Origin of the sequence: Nitratireductor sp. L15S-10, assembly GCF_045011005.1 — a bacterium.
Classification (GTDB): domain Bacteria; phylum Pseudomonadota; class Alphaproteobacteria; order Rhizobiales; family Rhizobiaceae; genus Nitratireductor.
The window spans coordinates 1,847,577-1,864,436 of the sequence record NZ_CP120674.1 but is presented as its reverse complement, the minus strand read 5'-3'; the positions used below and the strand labels follow the sequence as shown (position 1 = coordinate 1,864,436).

Genomic DNA, 16,860 nt, shown 5'->3' with positions numbered 1-16,860 from the left:
CGCGCAGTGTGGCACGGCTTTTCCGGAATGACGCGCTGAATGGCCTCAGACAGCCGCCACCTTCGCAGCCTTGCGCTTGAGGTCGGGCGGTGTTGCCTCATCCGCCAGCATCGCTGTCACATCAGCCAGCGACATGGATGCCTGGTCGCGGCTGCCAAGACGGCGGATATTGACCGTGCCTTCTTCCGCCTCACGCTTGCCACAGACGAGGATGACCGGGACCTTGGCCAACGAATGTTCGCGGACCTTGTAGTTGATCTTCTCGTTGCGCAGATCCGCTTCCGCAAGCAGCCCTGCTTCCTTCAGCGTCTCCGTCACTTTGAGCGCATACTCATCGGCATCGGAGGTGATCGTTGCCACAACCACCTGCACAGGCGCGAACCACAGCGGGAAATGTCCTGCATAGTTTTCGATCAAAATGCCAAGGAAGCGCTCCATCGACCCGCAGATCGCCCGGTGAACCATCACCGGTTGCTTCTTCTCCGAATCCTGATCGATATAGAACGCGCCAAAGCGCTCCGGCAGGTTGAAGTCGATCTGTGTTGTGCCGCACTGCCACTGGCGGCCAATGGCGTCCTTCAGCACATAATCGAACTTCGGACCATAAAACGCTCCGTCGCCAGGATTGATCGCCGTCTTGATCCGTCCGCCCGACTGCTCGGCGATCTGCACCAAAACCTTGCTCATTATTTCCTCGGCGTGATCCCATAGCGCATCGGAACCGACACGTTTCTCAGGCCGCGTGGAAAAATAGACCGTGATCTCCTCAAAGCCGAAATCGGCATAGGTGGACAGAATCAGATCGTTGATCTTGAGGCACTCGGCGGCGAGCTGCTCTTCCGTGCAGAAGATGTGGGCATCGTCCTGCGTGAAGCCGCGCACGCGCATCAGCCCGTGTAGCGCGCCGGACGGCTCATAGCGATGCACATTGCCGAATTCAGCCAGACGAATGGGCAGGTCGCGATAGGATTTTAGGCCATGCTTGAAGATCTGCACGTGACCGGGGCAGTTCATCGGCTTCAGCGCGAACGTACGGGTGTCTTCCGCCTCGTCGTCCGCGCACTCGACCTTGAACATGTTTTCCTTGTACCAGCCCCAGTGGCCAGACGTCTCCCAGAGGCTCTTGTCGAGCACCTGCGGTGCATTCACCTCGTCATAGCCATCGGTCGCGAGCCTGCGGCGCATATAGCTGACAAGGTTCTGGAACATGCGCCAGCCCTTGGAATGCCAGAAGACAACGCCCGGACCCTCTTCCTGGAAATGGAAAAGGTCCATCTCGCGTCCGAGACGACGGTGATCGCGTTTTTCGGCCTCTTCCAGCATATGAAGATACTGGTCGAGCTCCTCCTGGGTTTGCCAGGCCGTACCATAGATGCGGGTCAGCATCGGATTGTTGGCATCGCCGCGCCAATAGGCGCCGGCCACCTTCATCAGCTTGAATGCCTTGCCGATCTGGCCAGTCGAGACCATGTGCGGACCGCGGCAAAGGTCGAACCAGTCGCCCTGCGCATAGATCTTGACATCCTGATCCTCGGGGATCGCATCAATTAGTTCGACCTTGTAGCTCTCGCCCTTCTCGGAAAACACCTTCTTTGCCTTTTCACGCGACCAGACTTCCTTTGTGAAAGGCTTGTTGCGCGCAATGATCTCCGCCATCTTCTTCTCGATAACCGGCAGGTCCTCGGGCGTGAAAGGCTCATTGCGGGCGAAATCGTAATAAAAACCGTTCTCGATCACCGGGCCGATGGTGACCTGCGTGCCGGGCCACAATTCCTGCACGGCCTCGGCCAGCACATGAGCAGCATCGTGCCGAATGAGCTCCAGCGCGCGTGGATCGTCACGAGTGATGATCTCGATGTCGCCGGACTTGCCGACGGGATCGGACAGGTCGCGAACGGTTCCGTTCAGCGCATAGGCGACGGACTTCTTGGCAAGCGATTTGGAAATGCCGCCGGCAATATCGGCACCGGTCGTTGCCGCGTCATAGTCGCGAACGGATCCATCGGGAAATTTCAGGGAAACGGCTTCGGCCATCAGAGACTTCTCCTTATCCAGTCCCGCCAACGAGCGCGGGTGGTCTTGGTGTATGTAAGCAAGGGGCGTTTAGCGCCATCAGCCCGGGGCGTAAACCCCTTTTCGGGTCGTTTAAAGCCGCCAGTAGCGCCACGGTGTCCACCATTTCAGGCGGTTCCCTAGACGATCCGGCACCGGATCGACACCGTGGGTACCGCCCGGCCCGCAGCGCAAGAGGCGAAAAAGCCCCATCCAGCCGCCAGCCCACAGACCATGGCGCGCAATCGCCTCATAAGCATATTCGGAACAGGTGGGGAAATGCCGGCAGGAATTGCCGATGAAACCCGACAGAGTGAGCTGGTAGAACCGCACCAGCGCCGTGCCCAGCACACGCCCCGGGGTTTTGGGCCAGGGACCCTGCCAGTTTCGGCTTCGCGCGGCGTCTGACATACTGTCAGGCGGCAGCGCCCGCGCGCGCCTTCTCGATCTGATCGATCGCATCCACCACCGCATCGAACGTCAGCAGCGTGGACGCATGACGTGCCTTGTAGCCACGCACCGGCTCCAGATATCTCAGGTCTTCAAAACGACCGGATGGCGGTGCACCCTCTTCCTTGAGCATGGCGTACATTTGTTCACGGACCTGCCGCAACTCGCCGAAACTCGCTCCCAGCACATGAGCAGCCATAATTGACGATGAAGCCTGTCCAAGAGCGCAGGCTTTTACTTCATGTGCGAAATCGACCACCGTGTCATCCTCAACCCTGAGGTCGACCACAACAGTCGAACCACAAAGCTTGGAATGCGCCTTCGCAGAAGCATCCGGCGCTTCCAGCCGCCCGATGCGCTGAATATTGCCGGCAAAACCAAGAATTTTCGCGTTGTAGACGTCATCGAGCATGGAATTTCCGTTCTGCCGCAACCGAAACACATCAAAGTCGCTTCGGCACCTTCCCTTCTGCCTCAAGCCACTTATATAATGAACGCTGTGGGCCCACGACAAGGCATGATGCCGTTGTGGGTGCCAGTTTCGCGCACGCCGCTGTCGGGCCGGGCTGAGATTTTTCTCCATTACCCGCTGGATAAGGCCGTGAACCGTTCAACTCGTCCCTGCCGAGACAGGGACTACGGGAGACGCCTTCTATGGACGCTGTTATCAAGAATTTTCCGCCTCATGCCGAGAAGGGTGAGAAAATCGCGGAGACAAAATCTTACATGGACAAGCCGGCTACTGATCGTCCATCTCAAGAAGAGGTGGAAAACGCTGTGCGCACCCTTTTGCGCTGGACCGGTGACGACATCGCCCGTGAGGGCCTTGTCGAAACGCCCAAGCGCGTGGCCAAGGCCTACCGCGAGATGTTCTCCGGTTACGATCAGTGCCCCGCCGAGGAACTGGGGCGAACCTTTGAAGAGGTGCAGGGCTACAACGACATGGTCCTTATCAAGGACATCTCGTTCCACTCGCACTGCGAACATCATATGGTGCCGATCATCGGCAAGGCGCACGTAGCCTATTTGCCGGATGGGAAGGTGGTCGGCCTGTCCAAGATCGCCCGCGTCGTCGACATCTTCGCGCGCCGCCTGCAGACGCAGGAAGCCATGACCGCGCAGATTGCCCATGTGATCCAGGATGTTCTGAAACCACGTGGCGTGGCCGTTCTGGTTGAGGCCGAGCACATGTGCATGGCCATGCGCGGTATCCGCAAGCAGGGCTCCGTCACGCTCACCACCACGTTTACGGGCGCATATCGAGAAGATCTTCAGGAGCAGGCGCGCTTCATGACCATGCTGCGCGACAATCACCGCTGATGACGACATTGAGCTTTCCTCCGGCCCCATCCGACAAGGCCGCGCTTGAAGAAGGCGCGGCTTTTTCGCCGCGCTTTGACGCCAACGGCCTTCTTACGGCGGTGGTAACGGATGCCGAAACCAACGCAATCCTGATGGTTGCACACATGAATGCCGAGGCATTGGCGATGACACTACAGACCGGCATTGCCCATTACTGGTCGCGCTCGCGAGGTCAGCTCTGGAAGAAGGGCGAGACCTCCGGCAACGTCCAGCACATTGTCTCCATCGCCACGGACTGCGATCAGGATGCGGTGCATTTGAGCGTGAAGGTTGCCGGCGATGGCGCAACCTGCCACACCGGCCGGCGTTCCTGTTTCTACAGAAACGTCTCCGTGCGTGATGGCAAGGCGGTTCTGATCGACCTCGGCATGAAGCCTTTGGATCACAAAGACGGACACGCTTGACCAAAAGTCGGTCTCGATTTCTTGATCGCCTGCGGCGTAGACTTTCTTCTCGGGAACGCACATCTAGAGTCTGGCATATCCGCCAGGTTCCCCGGTGAGGCAGCGTTGAACCGTTCGGTTCGCCAAAGCGACGCATATTCACCAATTTGATACAGTTCCCGGGCATGATGCCAAGGGGACGAGGAGATGATCATGCTCGATTGGGCATCTCTACGCAGGAAGCAAGACAGCAGGCAGGGCGACTTGGGTTCGCCTGAACCACCCGTGGCCGAGCGGGTGCCTGCACCAAATCCTCGCAACGGTATCGCCCTTGCCCTCGGCGGCGGCGCTGCACGCGGCTGGGCCCATATCGGTGTCCTGCGCGCGCTCGACGAAGCGAACATCCCCATTGGCATGATTGCCGGCACCTCCATCGGCGCGCTGGTGGGTGGCTGTTATCTGGCGGGAAAGCTGGATGAACTGGAAGATTTTGCCCGCTCCCTGACCAAGCGGCGTATCTTCGGATTGCTCGATATCAATTTCGGCGGCAGCGGTCTGTTTGGCGGCATGAAGCTCACGGCGCGCATGGAAGAGCATCTACGGGGCGTGACCTTTGACGATCTCTCAAAGCCGTTTGTCTGCGTCGCAGCGGAAATTCGCACCGGCCACGAGATCTGGCTATCGAGCGGGTCGCTGATCACCGCGATGCGAGCCTCCTACGCCTTGCCTGGCGTTTTCGAACCAGTCACTTGCAACGGTCGAGTGCTTGTTGACGGTGCACTCGTCAACCCGGTCCCTGTTTCTGCCTGCCGAACCTACGAGCAGCCTCTCGTCATGGCCGTCAACCTCCATTACGATCTGTTTGGACGCGCGGCAGTCATCAAGCATGCAGCAGATATGCCCCGGGAAACGGAGCAAGGCGACAAAGCTCCGCTTGTGGTGGAAAAGGGCCCGCATCAGCGCGATCAGCGGCTCGGCATTACCGGTGTGATGGTCGAAGCCTTCAACATCATTCAGGATCGAATTTCGCGCGCCCGTATGGCGGGCGACCCGCCGGACCTGTCGCTCCAGCCCAAGCTCGGCCACATCGGCCTTACGGAGTTCCACCGTGCCGATGAAGCCATTGCGATCGGCTACGAGACCACCCAGGCCCGCCTCTCAGAGCTCGACCGGATCATCACCGTCCTGGGGTGACCCGCGCTTTCATGCGCTGGCCGCATCCTGAAGCCGCATCTGGATGCGCTTCGTTCCATTCCAGTGATTGGCCGCCAGCGTCCCCGCAACGTGGATCGTCGCGCCGCGGTTGGCGAAAAGGAAATTGCCGAGGTCAGTTTCGGCGGCCCGGAAGGCAATGGCCTCCATACGCGCACCTGTCTGGGAGCGCAGATCAACACGCACATGACCGTTGCCCACGATGCGCGCATCGGCCAGGCGGTGGCGCGGCAGCGCCAGAACCGGTGTCGAGTGACCAGAACCAAATGGCCCAGCGGTCTCCAACGCATCGAGCAGCGCAAAATTCGCCCCATCGGCAGAGAGTGCAGCATCGATCTTCAGGCTTTCGGCATCCCTCAGCTTCTTCACCGCGCTAGCGGCTCGCTCCTCGAAATACGCCCGAAGCGGCCCGAGCTTACCGCGCTCGATGGTAATCCCGGCAGCCATGGCATGGCCGCCGCCTTTGACCAGCAGCCCTTCGGAGACGGCTTCACGAACAATTTTGCCCAGATCGAAACCCGGAATCGAGCGCCCGGAGCCTGTGCCCTTGCCGCTCGGATCGAAAGCGATCGCAAAGGTCGGTCGCCTTGCATGGTCCTTGAGACGAGACGCCAGAAGACCAACGATGCCCGGATGCCAGCGATCGCTCGCGGTAACAAGCACGGCGGGCCCCTCACCGGCCATCAACTCCGCGTCCGCCTCGGCCTTCGCCTCCGCGAGCATCACCGTTTCCATGTCCTGACGCTCGGTGTTCAGCCGGTCGAGTGTCTCTGCGATTTTCGCGGCTTCGGCCGGATCGTCGCTGGCGAGCAGATTGCTGCCCAGAGCCGCGTTGCCTATACGGCCACCGGCATTGATGCGCGGCCCGATCATGAAGCCGAGATGGTAAGGGTTGAGTGGTTCGCCGATGCGCGACACGCGTGCCAGCGCTGCCAGTCCCGGCGTTTTCATCTGACGCGCGGCCAAGAGCCCCTTCACCACGAAGGCGCGGTTGACACCCACAAGCGGCACCACATCGCACACCGTTCCAAGCGCCACGAGATCAAGAAGCCCCAGCAGATCCGGCGCTGCCTTGGGCGCCCCCTCCTGGCGAAGACGTTTAACCGTTTGCACCAAAGCCAGGAACACAACCCCGGCGGCACACAAGAAGCCCTGCCCCGATAGATCATCTTCCCGGTTCGGGTTCACCACCGCGACCGCCTCCGGCAACTCGCCGCCTACCTGGTGATGATCGAGAACCACCACGTCGGCGCCCGCCTCAGTCGCCGCTGCGATGGCGGCGGCGCTGTTGACCCCGCAGTCGACGGTGACAATCAGGCTCGCCCTGCCAGCGAGTTCTCTCATCGCCTCGGGATTTGGTCCATAGCCCTCGAAAATCCTGTCCGGAATGTAGATTTCGGATGCAATGCCGTAGTGCGCCAGAAAGCGCTTCATCATGGCCGAGGAAACAGCGCCATCGACATCGTAGTCGCCGAAGATCGCGACCCTCTCGCCGTGCTGAACAGCGCGAGCCAGCCTTTCGGCGGCTTTCTCCATGTCGGTCAGGCTCGCTGGATCGGGCAGGAGATCACGAATTGTGGGGTCGAGAAACCGCTTGGCCTCGTCCATCTCCACCCCGCGGCCAGCCAGAACGCGCGCAACGATTTCGGGAATACCATGGGTCTGCGCCATCGCCAGCGCGACATTCTCGCCGCGCAGGTCCAGCCGATGTTCCCACGCAAGGCCGCGTGCAGAGTGCCGTACATCCAGGAAGTATCGCTTGTCGCCTGTCATCGTCGACTAGGTTTCACAGAGGACGAACAATGGCAAGCGGCCTTGAGGTTCTCAGAACTTGTCCAGGTCCTGATGACGGGCGATGATCTCGCGCACCGTCTGAGAGGAGGAACGCATGACAATGGTGTGCGTGGATATCTGGTCCCGGCCGAACTTGACGCCGGAAAGCAGGTTGCCATCCGTCACACCGGTTGCGGCAAACAACACATCTCCCTTGGCCATCTCATCCATGCGATAGACCTTGTTTGGGTCTGAAATGCCCATCTTCGCCGCGCGCGCGATCTTTTCCTCGGTATTGAGTTGCAGACGTCCCTGCATCTGCCCCCCGATACAGCGCAATGCGGCTGCCGCCAGAACACCCTCAGGCGCACCGCCGATGCCAAGATAAATATCGATCCCGGTTTCATCCGGATCGGTCGTATGAATCACGCCGGCCACGTCACCGTCGCCGATCAGCCGGATCGCAGCACCCGTTCCGCGCACTTCCTCGATCAGACGCGCATGGCGGGGCCGGTCGAGAATGCAGGCAGTGATCTCGTTGACCGGCACACCCTTGGCCTTTGCCAGCGCCTCGATATTTTCCACGGCGGGAGCATCGAGATCGACGACGCCTTCGGGATAACCGGGACCGACAGCGATTTTTTCCATGTAGACGTCGGGCGCGTAAAGCAGGCTGCCTCGCTCGGCGATGGCGATTACCGCCAGAGAGTTGGGCAGGTTCTTGGCGCAGATCGTGGTGCCCTCAAGCGGATCGAGCGCGATATCGACCTCAGGACCTTCGCCCACACCCACTTCTTCTCCGATATAGAGCATCGGCGCTTCATCGCGCTCGCCTTCGCCAATCACCACAGTGCCCTTGATCGGCAGGCGGTTGAGCTCCGAGCGCATCGCATCTACGGCAACCTGATCGGCCGCTTTTTCGTCGCCACGGCCACGCAGCCTTGCCGCAGCCACAGCCGCGCGCTCCGTCACACGAACGAGTTCCAGTGTGAGTATGCGGTCGAGACCCGCCTGCGTGGCTTTCAACATGTATCCAGATCCTGATGTTCACCGCCTTCCATGGGCGGCGGCTTCTTGTGGCAAAGACGGCGCGGCACGGCAAGACCCCGGTCGCCCCGTCAAAAACATGAATCGATTGAATAAATGTGACAGGCTCGAAATGTGCGTCAGGCTGCCCGCTCGATGCGGATAACTTGCGGCTTGTCCACGAGATGACCGTCCTTCATCACACCGTCAACCGCTTTGCGAACGGCCGCTTCCGTTGTCTCATGAGTGACGAGAATCACGTTCTTCTGCTCGTCCGGCAGGCCGCCATCGGCATGCTGGACGATCGATTCGAGCGAAATCTCGTTATCGGCCATGCGCTTGGCAATGGCCGCGAACACACCGGCGCGGTCATGCACCGTCATACGGATGAAGTACCCTCCCTCGTGCGAGCGCATTCGCGCCCGCTTGTAGGGTTTCAGCTTGGCCGCCGGACGCCCGAAGACCGGACCGTGCTGAAAACCCGGGCGGCTCTTCGCAATGTCGGCCATATCGCCGATGACCGCGGAGGCTGTAGCACTTCCGCCTGCGCCAGGTCCTGAAAGCAGAAGCTCGCCAAGCACATCGGTTTCGATCGCCACGGCATTGGTCACGCCATGCACCTGCGCGATCACCGAGTGCGTGGGAACCATCGTCGGATGGACCCGTTGCTCGATCCCGCTCTCGGTCTTGACGGCGACGCCCAGCAACTTGATGCGATAGCCAAGTTCGCTCGCAGCCCGGATATCTGCCTGGCTGATATTGGAAATGCCCTCCATGTAGATGTCGTCAGCAGAGATCTGACAGCCGAAAGCGAGACTCGTAAGGATCGAGAGTTTATGTGCCGTGTCGTGTCCCTCGATATCGAAGGTGGGATCGGCTTCGGCATATCCAAGGCGCTGCGCTTCTGAGAGACAGTCTTCAAAGGAGAGCCCTTCTTCCTCCATGCGTGTCAGAATGTAGTTCGCCGTGCCGTTCATGATGCCGAACACACGGCTCACTTCATTCCCGGCGAGCGCTTCACGCATGGTCTTGATAACGGGGATGCCGCCGGCCACTGCGGCTTCGTAGTTGAGAAGAACGCCCTTCTCCTCCGCGATCGCCGCCAGCGCGACACCGTGTTTGGACAGCAATGCCTTGTTCGCCGTCACCACGTGACGCCCCGCCTCCAATGCCGTCTTCACGGAATCATAGGCAGCACCGCTGTCGCCACCGATCAGTTCGACGAACACGTCGATCTCGGCGGATCCGGCCAGCTCGACCGGGTCGTCAAACCATTGCGCATTGCCCAGTTCGATGCCGCGGTCGCGATTGCGGTCACGTGCAGAAATTGCGGTCAGGGCCATTGTGCGTCCGCATTGCCTGGTCAGTTCCGCTTCCTTGTCCGTCATGCAACGCACGACGGAAGCGCCTACGGTTCCCAAACCCGCAATTCCAATACGCAACGCTTCGGCCATGATGCGGCGTGCTCCTTCTCGATAGTTCAGTGATTAAGACTCAGCGTCGGGCGCCGAGCGGGATGACGTTGTCAGTGTTTTCCGGTGCGGTTGCAAGGAAGCGCTTGATGCTGCGAGCAGCCTGCCGGATCCGGTGCTCGTTTTCCACCAGCGCGATACGCACATACTGGTCCCCGAACTCACCAAAACCGATGCCAGGTGCAACCGCCACCTCGGCCTTTTCCACCAGAAGCTTGGAAAACTCCAAAGAGCCAAGTTCACTGTAGGCGTCCGGGATCGGCACCCACGCAAACATGGTAGCTGGCGGAGGCGGCACGTCCCAGCCGGCGCGGCCAAACGATTCCACTAGCACATCCCGGCGGCGACGATAGACTTCGCGGACCTCTTCAATCTCCGTGCCATCGGAATTCAAAGCAGCTGCAGCCGCCACCTGAATCGGTGTGAACGCCCCATAATCCAGATAGGATTTGACGCGCGACAACGCAGCGATCAGCCGCTCATTGCCGACCGCAAACCCCATGCGCCAGCCTGGCATGGAAAAAGTCTTGGACATGGAGGTGAACTCCACCGTGACGTCCATCGCGCCAGGCACTTCCAGAACGGAAGGCGGCGGATTACCCTCGAAATAGATCTCCGAATAGGCAAGATCAGAAAGGATGATCAGATCGTTTCTGCGCGCAAACGCGACCACATCCTTGTAAAAATCCAGCGACGCCATGCAGGCTGTCGGATTCGACGGGTAATTGAGGATGAGCGCGATAGGCTTCGGCGTCGAATAGCGCACGGCACGTTCGAGCGCCGGAATGAAATTCGTGTCAGGTTCGGCGGGGATGGCACGCACAACGCCACCCGACATAATGAAACCGAAAGCGTGAATCGGGTAAGTCGGATTGGGACACAGGACCACATCGCCCGGCGCAGTGATCGCCTGGGCCATATTCGCAAACCCCTCCTTCGACCCCAGGGTCGCGACCACCTGGGTTTCAGGGTTGAGCTTTACGCCGAACCGACGCTCGTAATAGGCCGCTTGCGCCCGCCGAAGACCGGGAATGCCGCGCGAAGAAGAATAGCGATGTGTACGCGGATCGCGCACGACGTCACACAGTTTGTCAACAATGGCCTGAGGGGTTGGAAGATCGGGATTTCCCATGCCGAGATCGATGATGTCGGCACCGCGCGAACGCGCACTCGCCTTGAGGCGATTCACCTGCTCGAAAACATAGGGCGGGAGCCGACGGATTTTGTGAAATTCTTCCATCATCATACCTCGATGCAGGTGACGCGAGACCGGTGACCGGTCCTCATATACCCATTCCCTCGACTGGTCGAGGGGAAGGAGAGCAGAGGTTATTCGCTCTTTTCGATTTCCTCGAGCTGCCGCTCGGCATGCGTTTTGGCAAGTCGGCGCAGACGTGCCGCCTCGGCTTCGGCGTTGTTGCCTGGAGCGCGGACAGCCAGACGTTCCCGCACAGCGGAGAGATCGCGCGTGAGCGCGTCCTTCTCGGTGGCATCAATCGGCGTCGCTGCCGATTCCGGCGGGATGTTGAGATCGGGATAAGCGCCGGTATTGCGTACAGCAGGGGCGGACGTTACCTCTGGCGCGGGCTGCGACCCAGGCCTCGGCAAGGGTGTTGGCGTCCTGATCGCCGCGGACGGCACAGCGTCTTCCAGACTTGCGCTGACACATCCACCGAGCGTCAGCGAGAGGGAAACCGCCAGGCCAAGTACTTCGGTGATGCGAAAAAAACCGCGGTGAGCTCTGATTTTCATATTCTCTTCCGATTCAAGCCACTACCATGCATGATGGTCGCGGGGGAGCCTCCCGTGAGATTACGTTAACACCGCGCCGCTTGAAAGGCGCGTTCAGGTTGCAGGCGCAAATTATGGCTCAGGAAAAGCAGACCAACGGCGCAGGAAACCACGCAGACTCAACGCTCCACCAGTATTTCGCAAAAGATCCCGAACGTCTGGCGCAAAATTTGGCGCGCGCGCTTGAGGAACTCGGCAAGGCTGCGGCCTCCTGGACGCAAGCGAGAGAAAAGGGCGAGACGAGCGACATAACGGCCGCGCCGATTGCCGACATGATCAGGACATTCTCGCGGGTTAGTGAATATTGGCTGGGCGACCCCACTCGTGCGCTGGAAGCTCAGACACGTCTCTTCGCCGAATTCATGGGCATCTGGGCAAATGCCATCCGCCGGCTGAGCGAAGAGAATGTCGGTGACTACGTTCCGACCCCAGCCACCGACAAGCGTTTCCAGGACCCCGAATGGGCGCGCAACGCCTTTTTCAGTTTTCTCAAGCAGGCCTATCTCGTAACCGCGCGTTGGGCCGCCGAGCTGGTGGATGGCGCTGATGAGCTCGATGATATAACGCGCCACAAGGCGCGGTTCTACGTCGAGCAGATGAGTCAGGCCCTGTCACCGTCGAATTTTCTCCTGACGAATCCCGAGCTCTATCGCGAGACAATGGCGAGCGATGGGGAAAACCTCGTGCGCGGCATGCGCATGCTTGCCGAAGACATTGCCGCTGGAAAAGGCGATCTCAAACTCCGCCAGTCCGACAGTTCCAAATTCGAGATCGGCGAGAATCTGGCTACGACGCCGGGCAAAGTCGTTGCCCGCAACGATCTGGTCGAAGTCCTCCAATACGCCCCTGCGACGAAGAATGTATTGAAGCGGCCACTCCTCATCGTCCCCCCCTGGATCAACAAATTCTACATCCTCGACCTCAACCCCAGACGTTCCTTCATTCGCTGGGCGGTTGAGCAGGGACATACGGTTTTTGTCATTTCCTGGATCAATCCTGACGAACGCCACGCACGTTACGACTGGGCAGATTATATCGACCGGGGCATAAAGTTTGCCCTCGACACCATCCAAGCCGCGACAGGAGAAAAACAGGTCAATGCCATGGGGTATTGCGTCGGCGGAACGCTGCTGGCAGCCTGCCTTGCCCTGATGGCCAACGAGGGCGATGACCGCATTGCCAGCGCCACCTTTCTAACCACACAGGTGGATTTCACCTTTGCAGGAGACCTAAAGGTCTTCGTCGACGAAGAGCAGATCCAGGCGCTGGACTCGGCAATGCGCGAACGGGGGTACCTGGACGCGACACGCATGGCTACCGCATTCAACATGCTACGCGCCGGCGATCTGATCTGGCCCTATGTCGTCAACAATTACTTGCGCGGCCAGGCTCCGCTGCCCTTCGACCTCCTTTACTGGAATTCCGATTCCACCCGGCTTGCAGCCGCCAACCACTCCTACTACCTGCGCAACTGCTACCTTGAGAACAACCTTTCGCGCGGCCGCGCTGTCCTGCGCGGCAAAACCCTTCGTCTCGAAGATATAAAAATCCCGATTTTCAACCTTGCCACGCGTGAGGATCATATAGCGCCTGCGAAATCCGTCTTCCTTGGCAGCCGGTTTTTCGGAGGGCCGGTCGAGTTCGTTCTTGCAGGTTCAGGGCACATAGCAGGCGTCATCAATCCGCCCGAAATGAAAAAGTACCAGTTCTGGACCGGCCGGGAGCCCCGTGGCGAATTTGATGAATGGATGGCAGATGCCCGGGAGCATGGCGGCTCCTGGTGGCCCCAATGGCAACGCTGGATCATGTCGCAGGGCAGCCGACAGGTGAAAGCCCGTAACCCTGCGAAGAACAAGAAGACGCTTGGCGATGCCCCCGGAGAATACGTGCGCATCCGCGCGTAATCACACAAAATGACAGCATGAAACAATGCTTTTAGGGGCCTTGAATGAACTTTGACGTAGTCTCGTGATGAAACATGTTCTTGCCTCAATTGTTTTCTAACGCCTATATGGTTCTTCATCGGGCTGGGATTCGCAGGCAAGACAAGCACTTGCTACAGATTTGCGATCCGAATTCGGTTCACCGTTGCGTGCTTAATACAACCAATTGAGGGGCATATTTCTGTTGTTGGGGGACGAGAGCGGAAAACGCTGTATGACGGTGTTGGGCCATGGTCGGATCAGTCTGACAGGTGTAATTTGCGCGCTGTTTCTGGCCTCCTGCTCCACCACGTCTGACCCCGTAACCCAACTTGGCCTCGCGCCGACTGCGCTGCAGAGCGGCGACAGCGGGCCTGATCTGTCAACCAGCGATGGCGTCCTGTTTGCAGCCGCCGACGGCGCTGACGGATCGGAAACCTCGGGTTCGCTACCTCTCCCCTCCGAACGTCCTGGCCAAAAAGAAGAGGTGGCGTCCACCGAAGAGGTTTCGGCAGAGACAGCAGCGGCTGCGCAGGAGGAATCTGTCTCGGCAACCGAGACTGCCGCCGCCGGGAGCCCGTCAGAGGAAACCGCCTCTCCGACCGAGAGCGCCCCTACACAGACGGCGGCCGCCTCTCCTGTTCCGGAAGACACTTCCGATGAGGTCTCAGCAGCCGATGCAACACCGCCGCCCGAAAGCGAATCAGCGTCCAAGCGACAGAGTTTCCTTTCAGCCTTCTTCTCTGCCAAGGAACCGAAAGCCGCAAAAGCAGCGGAGAAAGCCACTCGCCCCCTGATCGACACGAGCAAAGCCAAGCCCGCGGAGACGTCGAAGGTTATGCTCGCCTCGGCTTCACCCGACACGAAGCCCGTGCAGGCATCGGTCAATATGGGCTCAGCGCTCCCTGGGGTACGGCAGGGCGAAAGCCTGTTCGAGTTCTCAAGCAAGACAGGCAGCGGTGATGCCGACGCAGATATTTACGAGGAGGAGCCAGCTTACCAGGTCGCCTCGGCTGCCGGTATGGCGAGACTTGCTCCCAATGGTCTCCTCAAACAGCGTGAAAGCGTTGATACCGCCTGTCTGAAACCTGCCCTGGTCGGCATGCTCAAGGCGATCGAACGGCATTACGGCAAACGAATCGTCGTCACATCGGGTTATCGCAGCCCCAGTTACAATCGCCGTGTACGCGGCGCCCGTAAGTCTCTCCACATGTATTGCGCCGCCGCCGACATCCAGATTGATGGCGTCAGCAAGTGGGAACTGGCCAAATATGTCCGCTCTATGCCCGGTCGTGGTGGCGTGGGCACCTATTGTCATACAAAATCGGTGCATGTGGACGTCGGCCCGGAGCGCGACTGGAACTGGCGCTGCCGTCGCAGAAAATAAATCACAAAAAAAGCATGGAACCATCACAAGACGGGTTGCCCCCGGCAACGAAGCTCACTATAAGCCGGATCGTCTTGAGCGCGCCCATCGTCTAGCGGTCTAGGACGCCGCCCTTTCACGGCGGAAACACGGGTTCGAGTCCCGTTGGGCGTGCCAGTTTTACCTCCTGACATCGTAGATCGGCCAATGGAATTCCTTGGCGTTTGACCCGACCTGCCAGCCCGCGTACTTCTCGCTCATGGTTGTGGAGCGATGGTGGCGTAACGGTTTCACCGGCATGAGCAGGAAGGCAGTGAAATGCAGGGCCCGTTGATTGTTGCCGAAAAGGCGCTTGGTTTTGCCGCCTCGCGCGCCCGGTTCTTCCTCATCGCAGGGCTATTGGTCGGCACCGCCTCGCCGACAGCTGCGCACGCGGCAAAACCCTGGATCGCCGAAATGATTGCAGCTTTGCTCTTTCTGGCAGCCCTGAGGGTGGGACCGAAGGCCCTTGTCGGTGCGCTCGGTGAGCTGCGCCACTCGCTTGCTGCCACCCTCGCCTTTCAATTGTTTTTACCCATCAGCTTCGCGCTGGTGTTCCTGGCGATCGGCTGGGAAGGCGTCCTGCCTACGGCGCTGGTGTTGATGGCAGCTGCTGCTCCGGTTTCCGGGAGCCCGCATCTGGCGATCATGACCGGCAATGATCCTGCCCCAGCCATGCGGGTTATGACGCTTGGAACCGCACTCTTGCCGCTGACGGTTCTGCCCGTCTTCTGGCTCACACCCGCGCTTGGCAGCGCAGACGTGATTTTGGCGGCCGCCGGCCGGCTTCTGGCTGTCATCGTGCTTGCCGTGTCCGCAGCTTTTATTCTTCGCCGTTTCGCATTCGCAAACCCGACGCCGGTTGCGATCCGGTCGATTGACGGTCTTTCTGCCATTCTCATGAGTGTTGTGGTGATCGGTCTCATGTCGGCGGTCGGTGAGACGATTTTTGTTGATCCGGCACGGGTAGGCCTCAATCTCGCGATTGCCTTTGCGGCCAATTTCCTGTTGCAGATCGGCGTAACGGTCCTGCTCGAACGCTTTGGCAGGAAGACAATTGCAGCGCCATTGGGGATTGCTGCTGGTAACCGCAATATTGGCCTCTTCTTGACCGCCCTCCCCGCCGGCGTGACCGATTCGCTTCTGCTGTTCATCGGTTGCTACCAGATACCCATGTATCTGACGCCACTGGTCCTCGGCCCATACTATCGAAAACGCGCTGCCGCGCTGTCCCGGCATCCGGCGCGCAACTGATCAACCTGCAAAGACACCGTAATCCCAAGCAGATACGCATCGAAAGGCCCTCATGGAATTTTCAGCACCGCTGATCGAGGCACGCCTGATCCGCCGCTACAAGCGCTTCCTGGCAGATGTCATGCTCATGGACGGCACTGAGCTCACGGTCTCGGTACCGAACACCGGTTCCATGCTCGGGCTGACGGCCAGGGGATCGCGCGTCTATCTCTCCCACTCCGATGATCCGAAGCGCAAATATCGCCACCGTCTGGAGATCGTGGAGGCTGACGGCACCCTGGTCGGGATAAACACGGGACTGCCCAATAGACTTGCCGAGGAAGCAATCCATGCAGGCCTGGTCTCCGACCTTGCCACATACGACACTTTAAAGCGCGAACAGCGCTACGGGGAACGCTCCCGCATCGACATGCTTCTGGAAGATCCTCGGCGTCCCCGCGCCTATGTGGAGGTGAAGAATGTGCATTTCATGCGCGAAGAAGGTCTCGCGGAATTCCCCGATACAGTGACGGAGCGCGGAGCACGGCATCTGCACGAACTTGCCGCTATGCGCCAGGCAGGCCATCGGGCGGTCATGATCTATCTGGTACAAAGAGGCGACTGCCAGCGCTTTCGTTTGTGCGGCGATCTCGATCCTGCTTACGCAAAGGCTTTTGCACTCGCTGACAAGGCCGGGGTTGAAGCTTACGCCATCAAGTGCCAAATCACCCCTGAAGCAATCAAGCCCGATCGTCTGATAGACATCGTGCAATAAAAAC

General features: G+C 59.6%; 15 protein-coding genes and 1 tRNA gene. 8 read left to right on the top strand and 8 right to left on the bottom strand.

Annotated elements, in window-relative coordinates; all coding sequences use genetic code 11:
* Positions 1-45 precede the first annotated feature (45 nt).
* From thrS to P2W41_RS08890, 3 genes are all read right to left on the bottom strand, one after another.
* Complete coding sequence (gene thrS / locus P2W41_RS08900) at positions 46-2,034, bottom strand: threonine--tRNA ligase (protein ID WP_404934889.1); 1,989 nt, start codon at positions 2,032-2,034, stop codon at positions 46-48.
* A 111-nt stretch (positions 2,035-2,145) separates the two neighbouring features.
* Positions 2,146-2,463: a membrane protein insertion efficiency factor YidD gene (gene yidD / locus P2W41_RS08895; RefSeq protein WP_404934888.1), complete on the bottom strand. Its 318-nt coding sequence runs from the start codon at positions 2,461-2,463 to the stop codon at positions 2,146-2,148.
* 4 nt (positions 2,464-2,467) lie between these two features.
* Complete coding sequence (locus P2W41_RS08890; RefSeq protein ID WP_404934887.1) at positions 2,468-2,914, bottom strand: iron-sulfur cluster assembly scaffold protein; 447 nt, start codon at positions 2,912-2,914, stop codon at positions 2,468-2,470.
* A gap of 242 nt (positions 2,915-3,156) precedes the next feature.
* Between P2W41_RS08890 and folE the strand changes: the two genes are divergently transcribed.
* From folE to P2W41_RS08875, 3 genes are all read left to right on the top strand, one after another.
* Positions 3,157-3,822 (top strand): GTP cyclohydrolase I FolE, encoded by a 666-nt coding sequence (folE, locus tag P2W41_RS08885; protein WP_292896060.1) that lies wholly within the window; start codon positions 3,157-3,159, stop codon positions 3,820-3,822.
* Positions 3,822-4,268 carry a phosphoribosyl-AMP cyclohydrolase gene (hisI, locus tag P2W41_RS08880; protein WP_292896062.1) on the top strand — a complete coding sequence of 149 codons (447 nt, stop codon included), beginning with the start codon at positions 3,822-3,824 and terminating at the stop codon, positions 4,266-4,268. Before folE ends, hisI begins: the two co-directional genes overlap by 1 nt.
* Before the next feature lie 192 nt (positions 4,269-4,460).
* Positions 4,461-5,441 (top strand): patatin family protein, encoded by a 981-nt coding sequence (locus P2W41_RS08875; RefSeq protein WP_229449068.1) that lies wholly within the window; start codon positions 4,461-4,463, stop codon positions 5,439-5,441.
* A gap of 9 nt (positions 5,442-5,450) precedes the next feature.
* Here the strand turns inward: P2W41_RS08875 and recJ are convergent, their stop codons facing one another.
* The 5 genes from recJ to P2W41_RS08850 form a co-directional block, all read right to left on the bottom strand.
* A complete protein-coding gene (recJ, locus tag P2W41_RS08870) occupies positions 5,451-7,232 on the bottom strand; it encodes a single-stranded-DNA-specific exonuclease RecJ (RefSeq protein WP_404934886.1) in 1,782 nt (593 codons plus the stop codon).
* Positions 7,233-7,283: 51 nt separating this feature from the next.
* On the bottom strand, positions 7,284-8,261 hold the full coding sequence (gene glpX, locus P2W41_RS08865; RefSeq protein WP_292896066.1) for a class II fructose-bisphosphatase: 978 nt from the start codon (positions 8,259-8,261) through the stop codon (positions 7,284-7,286).
* A gap of 137 nt (positions 8,262-8,398) precedes the next feature.
* Complete coding sequence (locus P2W41_RS08860) at positions 8,399-9,712, bottom strand: homoserine dehydrogenase (RefSeq protein WP_404934885.1); 1,314 nt, start codon at positions 9,710-9,712, stop codon at positions 8,399-8,401.
* Positions 9,713-9,752: 40 nt separating this feature from the next.
* Complete coding sequence (locus P2W41_RS08855) at positions 9,753-10,973, bottom strand: LL-diaminopimelate aminotransferase (RefSeq protein ID WP_292900198.1); 1,221 nt, start codon at positions 10,971-10,973, stop codon at positions 9,753-9,755.
* Between the two features lie 86 nt (positions 10,974-11,059).
* Positions 11,060-11,482: a hypothetical protein gene (locus P2W41_RS08850; protein WP_292896070.1), complete on the bottom strand. Its 423-nt coding sequence runs from the start codon at positions 11,480-11,482 to the stop codon at positions 11,060-11,062.
* Positions 11,483-11,595: 113 nt separating this feature from the next.
* On the opposite strand from P2W41_RS08850, the gene P2W41_RS08845 reads away from it, so the two are divergent.
* The 5 genes from P2W41_RS08845 to sfsA all read left to right on the top strand — a co-directional run bounded on the left by P2W41_RS08845 (position 11,596) and on the right by sfsA (position 16,856).
* Entirely contained in the window at positions 11,596-13,425 is a 1,830-nt protein-coding gene (locus tag P2W41_RS08845; protein ID WP_404934883.1) for a PHA/PHB synthase family protein, read from the top strand.
* Between the two features lie 253 nt (positions 13,426-13,678).
* Positions 13,679-14,830: a D-Ala-D-Ala carboxypeptidase family metallohydrolase gene (locus P2W41_RS08840; RefSeq protein WP_404934882.1), complete on the top strand. Its 1,152-nt coding sequence runs from the start codon at positions 13,679-13,681 to the stop codon at positions 14,828-14,830.
* Positions 14,831-14,910: 80 nt separating this feature from the next.
* Positions 14,911-14,986, top strand: a tRNA-Glu gene (locus P2W41_RS08835).
* 141 nt (positions 14,987-15,127) lie between these two features.
* On the top strand, positions 15,128-16,102 hold the full coding sequence (locus P2W41_RS08830) for a hypothetical protein (protein ID WP_404934881.1): 975 nt from the start codon (positions 15,128-15,130) through the stop codon (positions 16,100-16,102).
* 52 nt (positions 16,103-16,154) lie between these two features.
* The gene (sfsA, locus tag P2W41_RS08825; RefSeq protein ID WP_404934880.1) at positions 16,155-16,856 is read left to right on the top strand and encodes a DNA/RNA nuclease SfsA; all 702 of its coding nucleotides are present in this window, start codon (positions 16,155-16,157) and stop codon (positions 16,854-16,856) included.
* Positions 16,857-16,860: the final 4 nt, after the last annotated feature.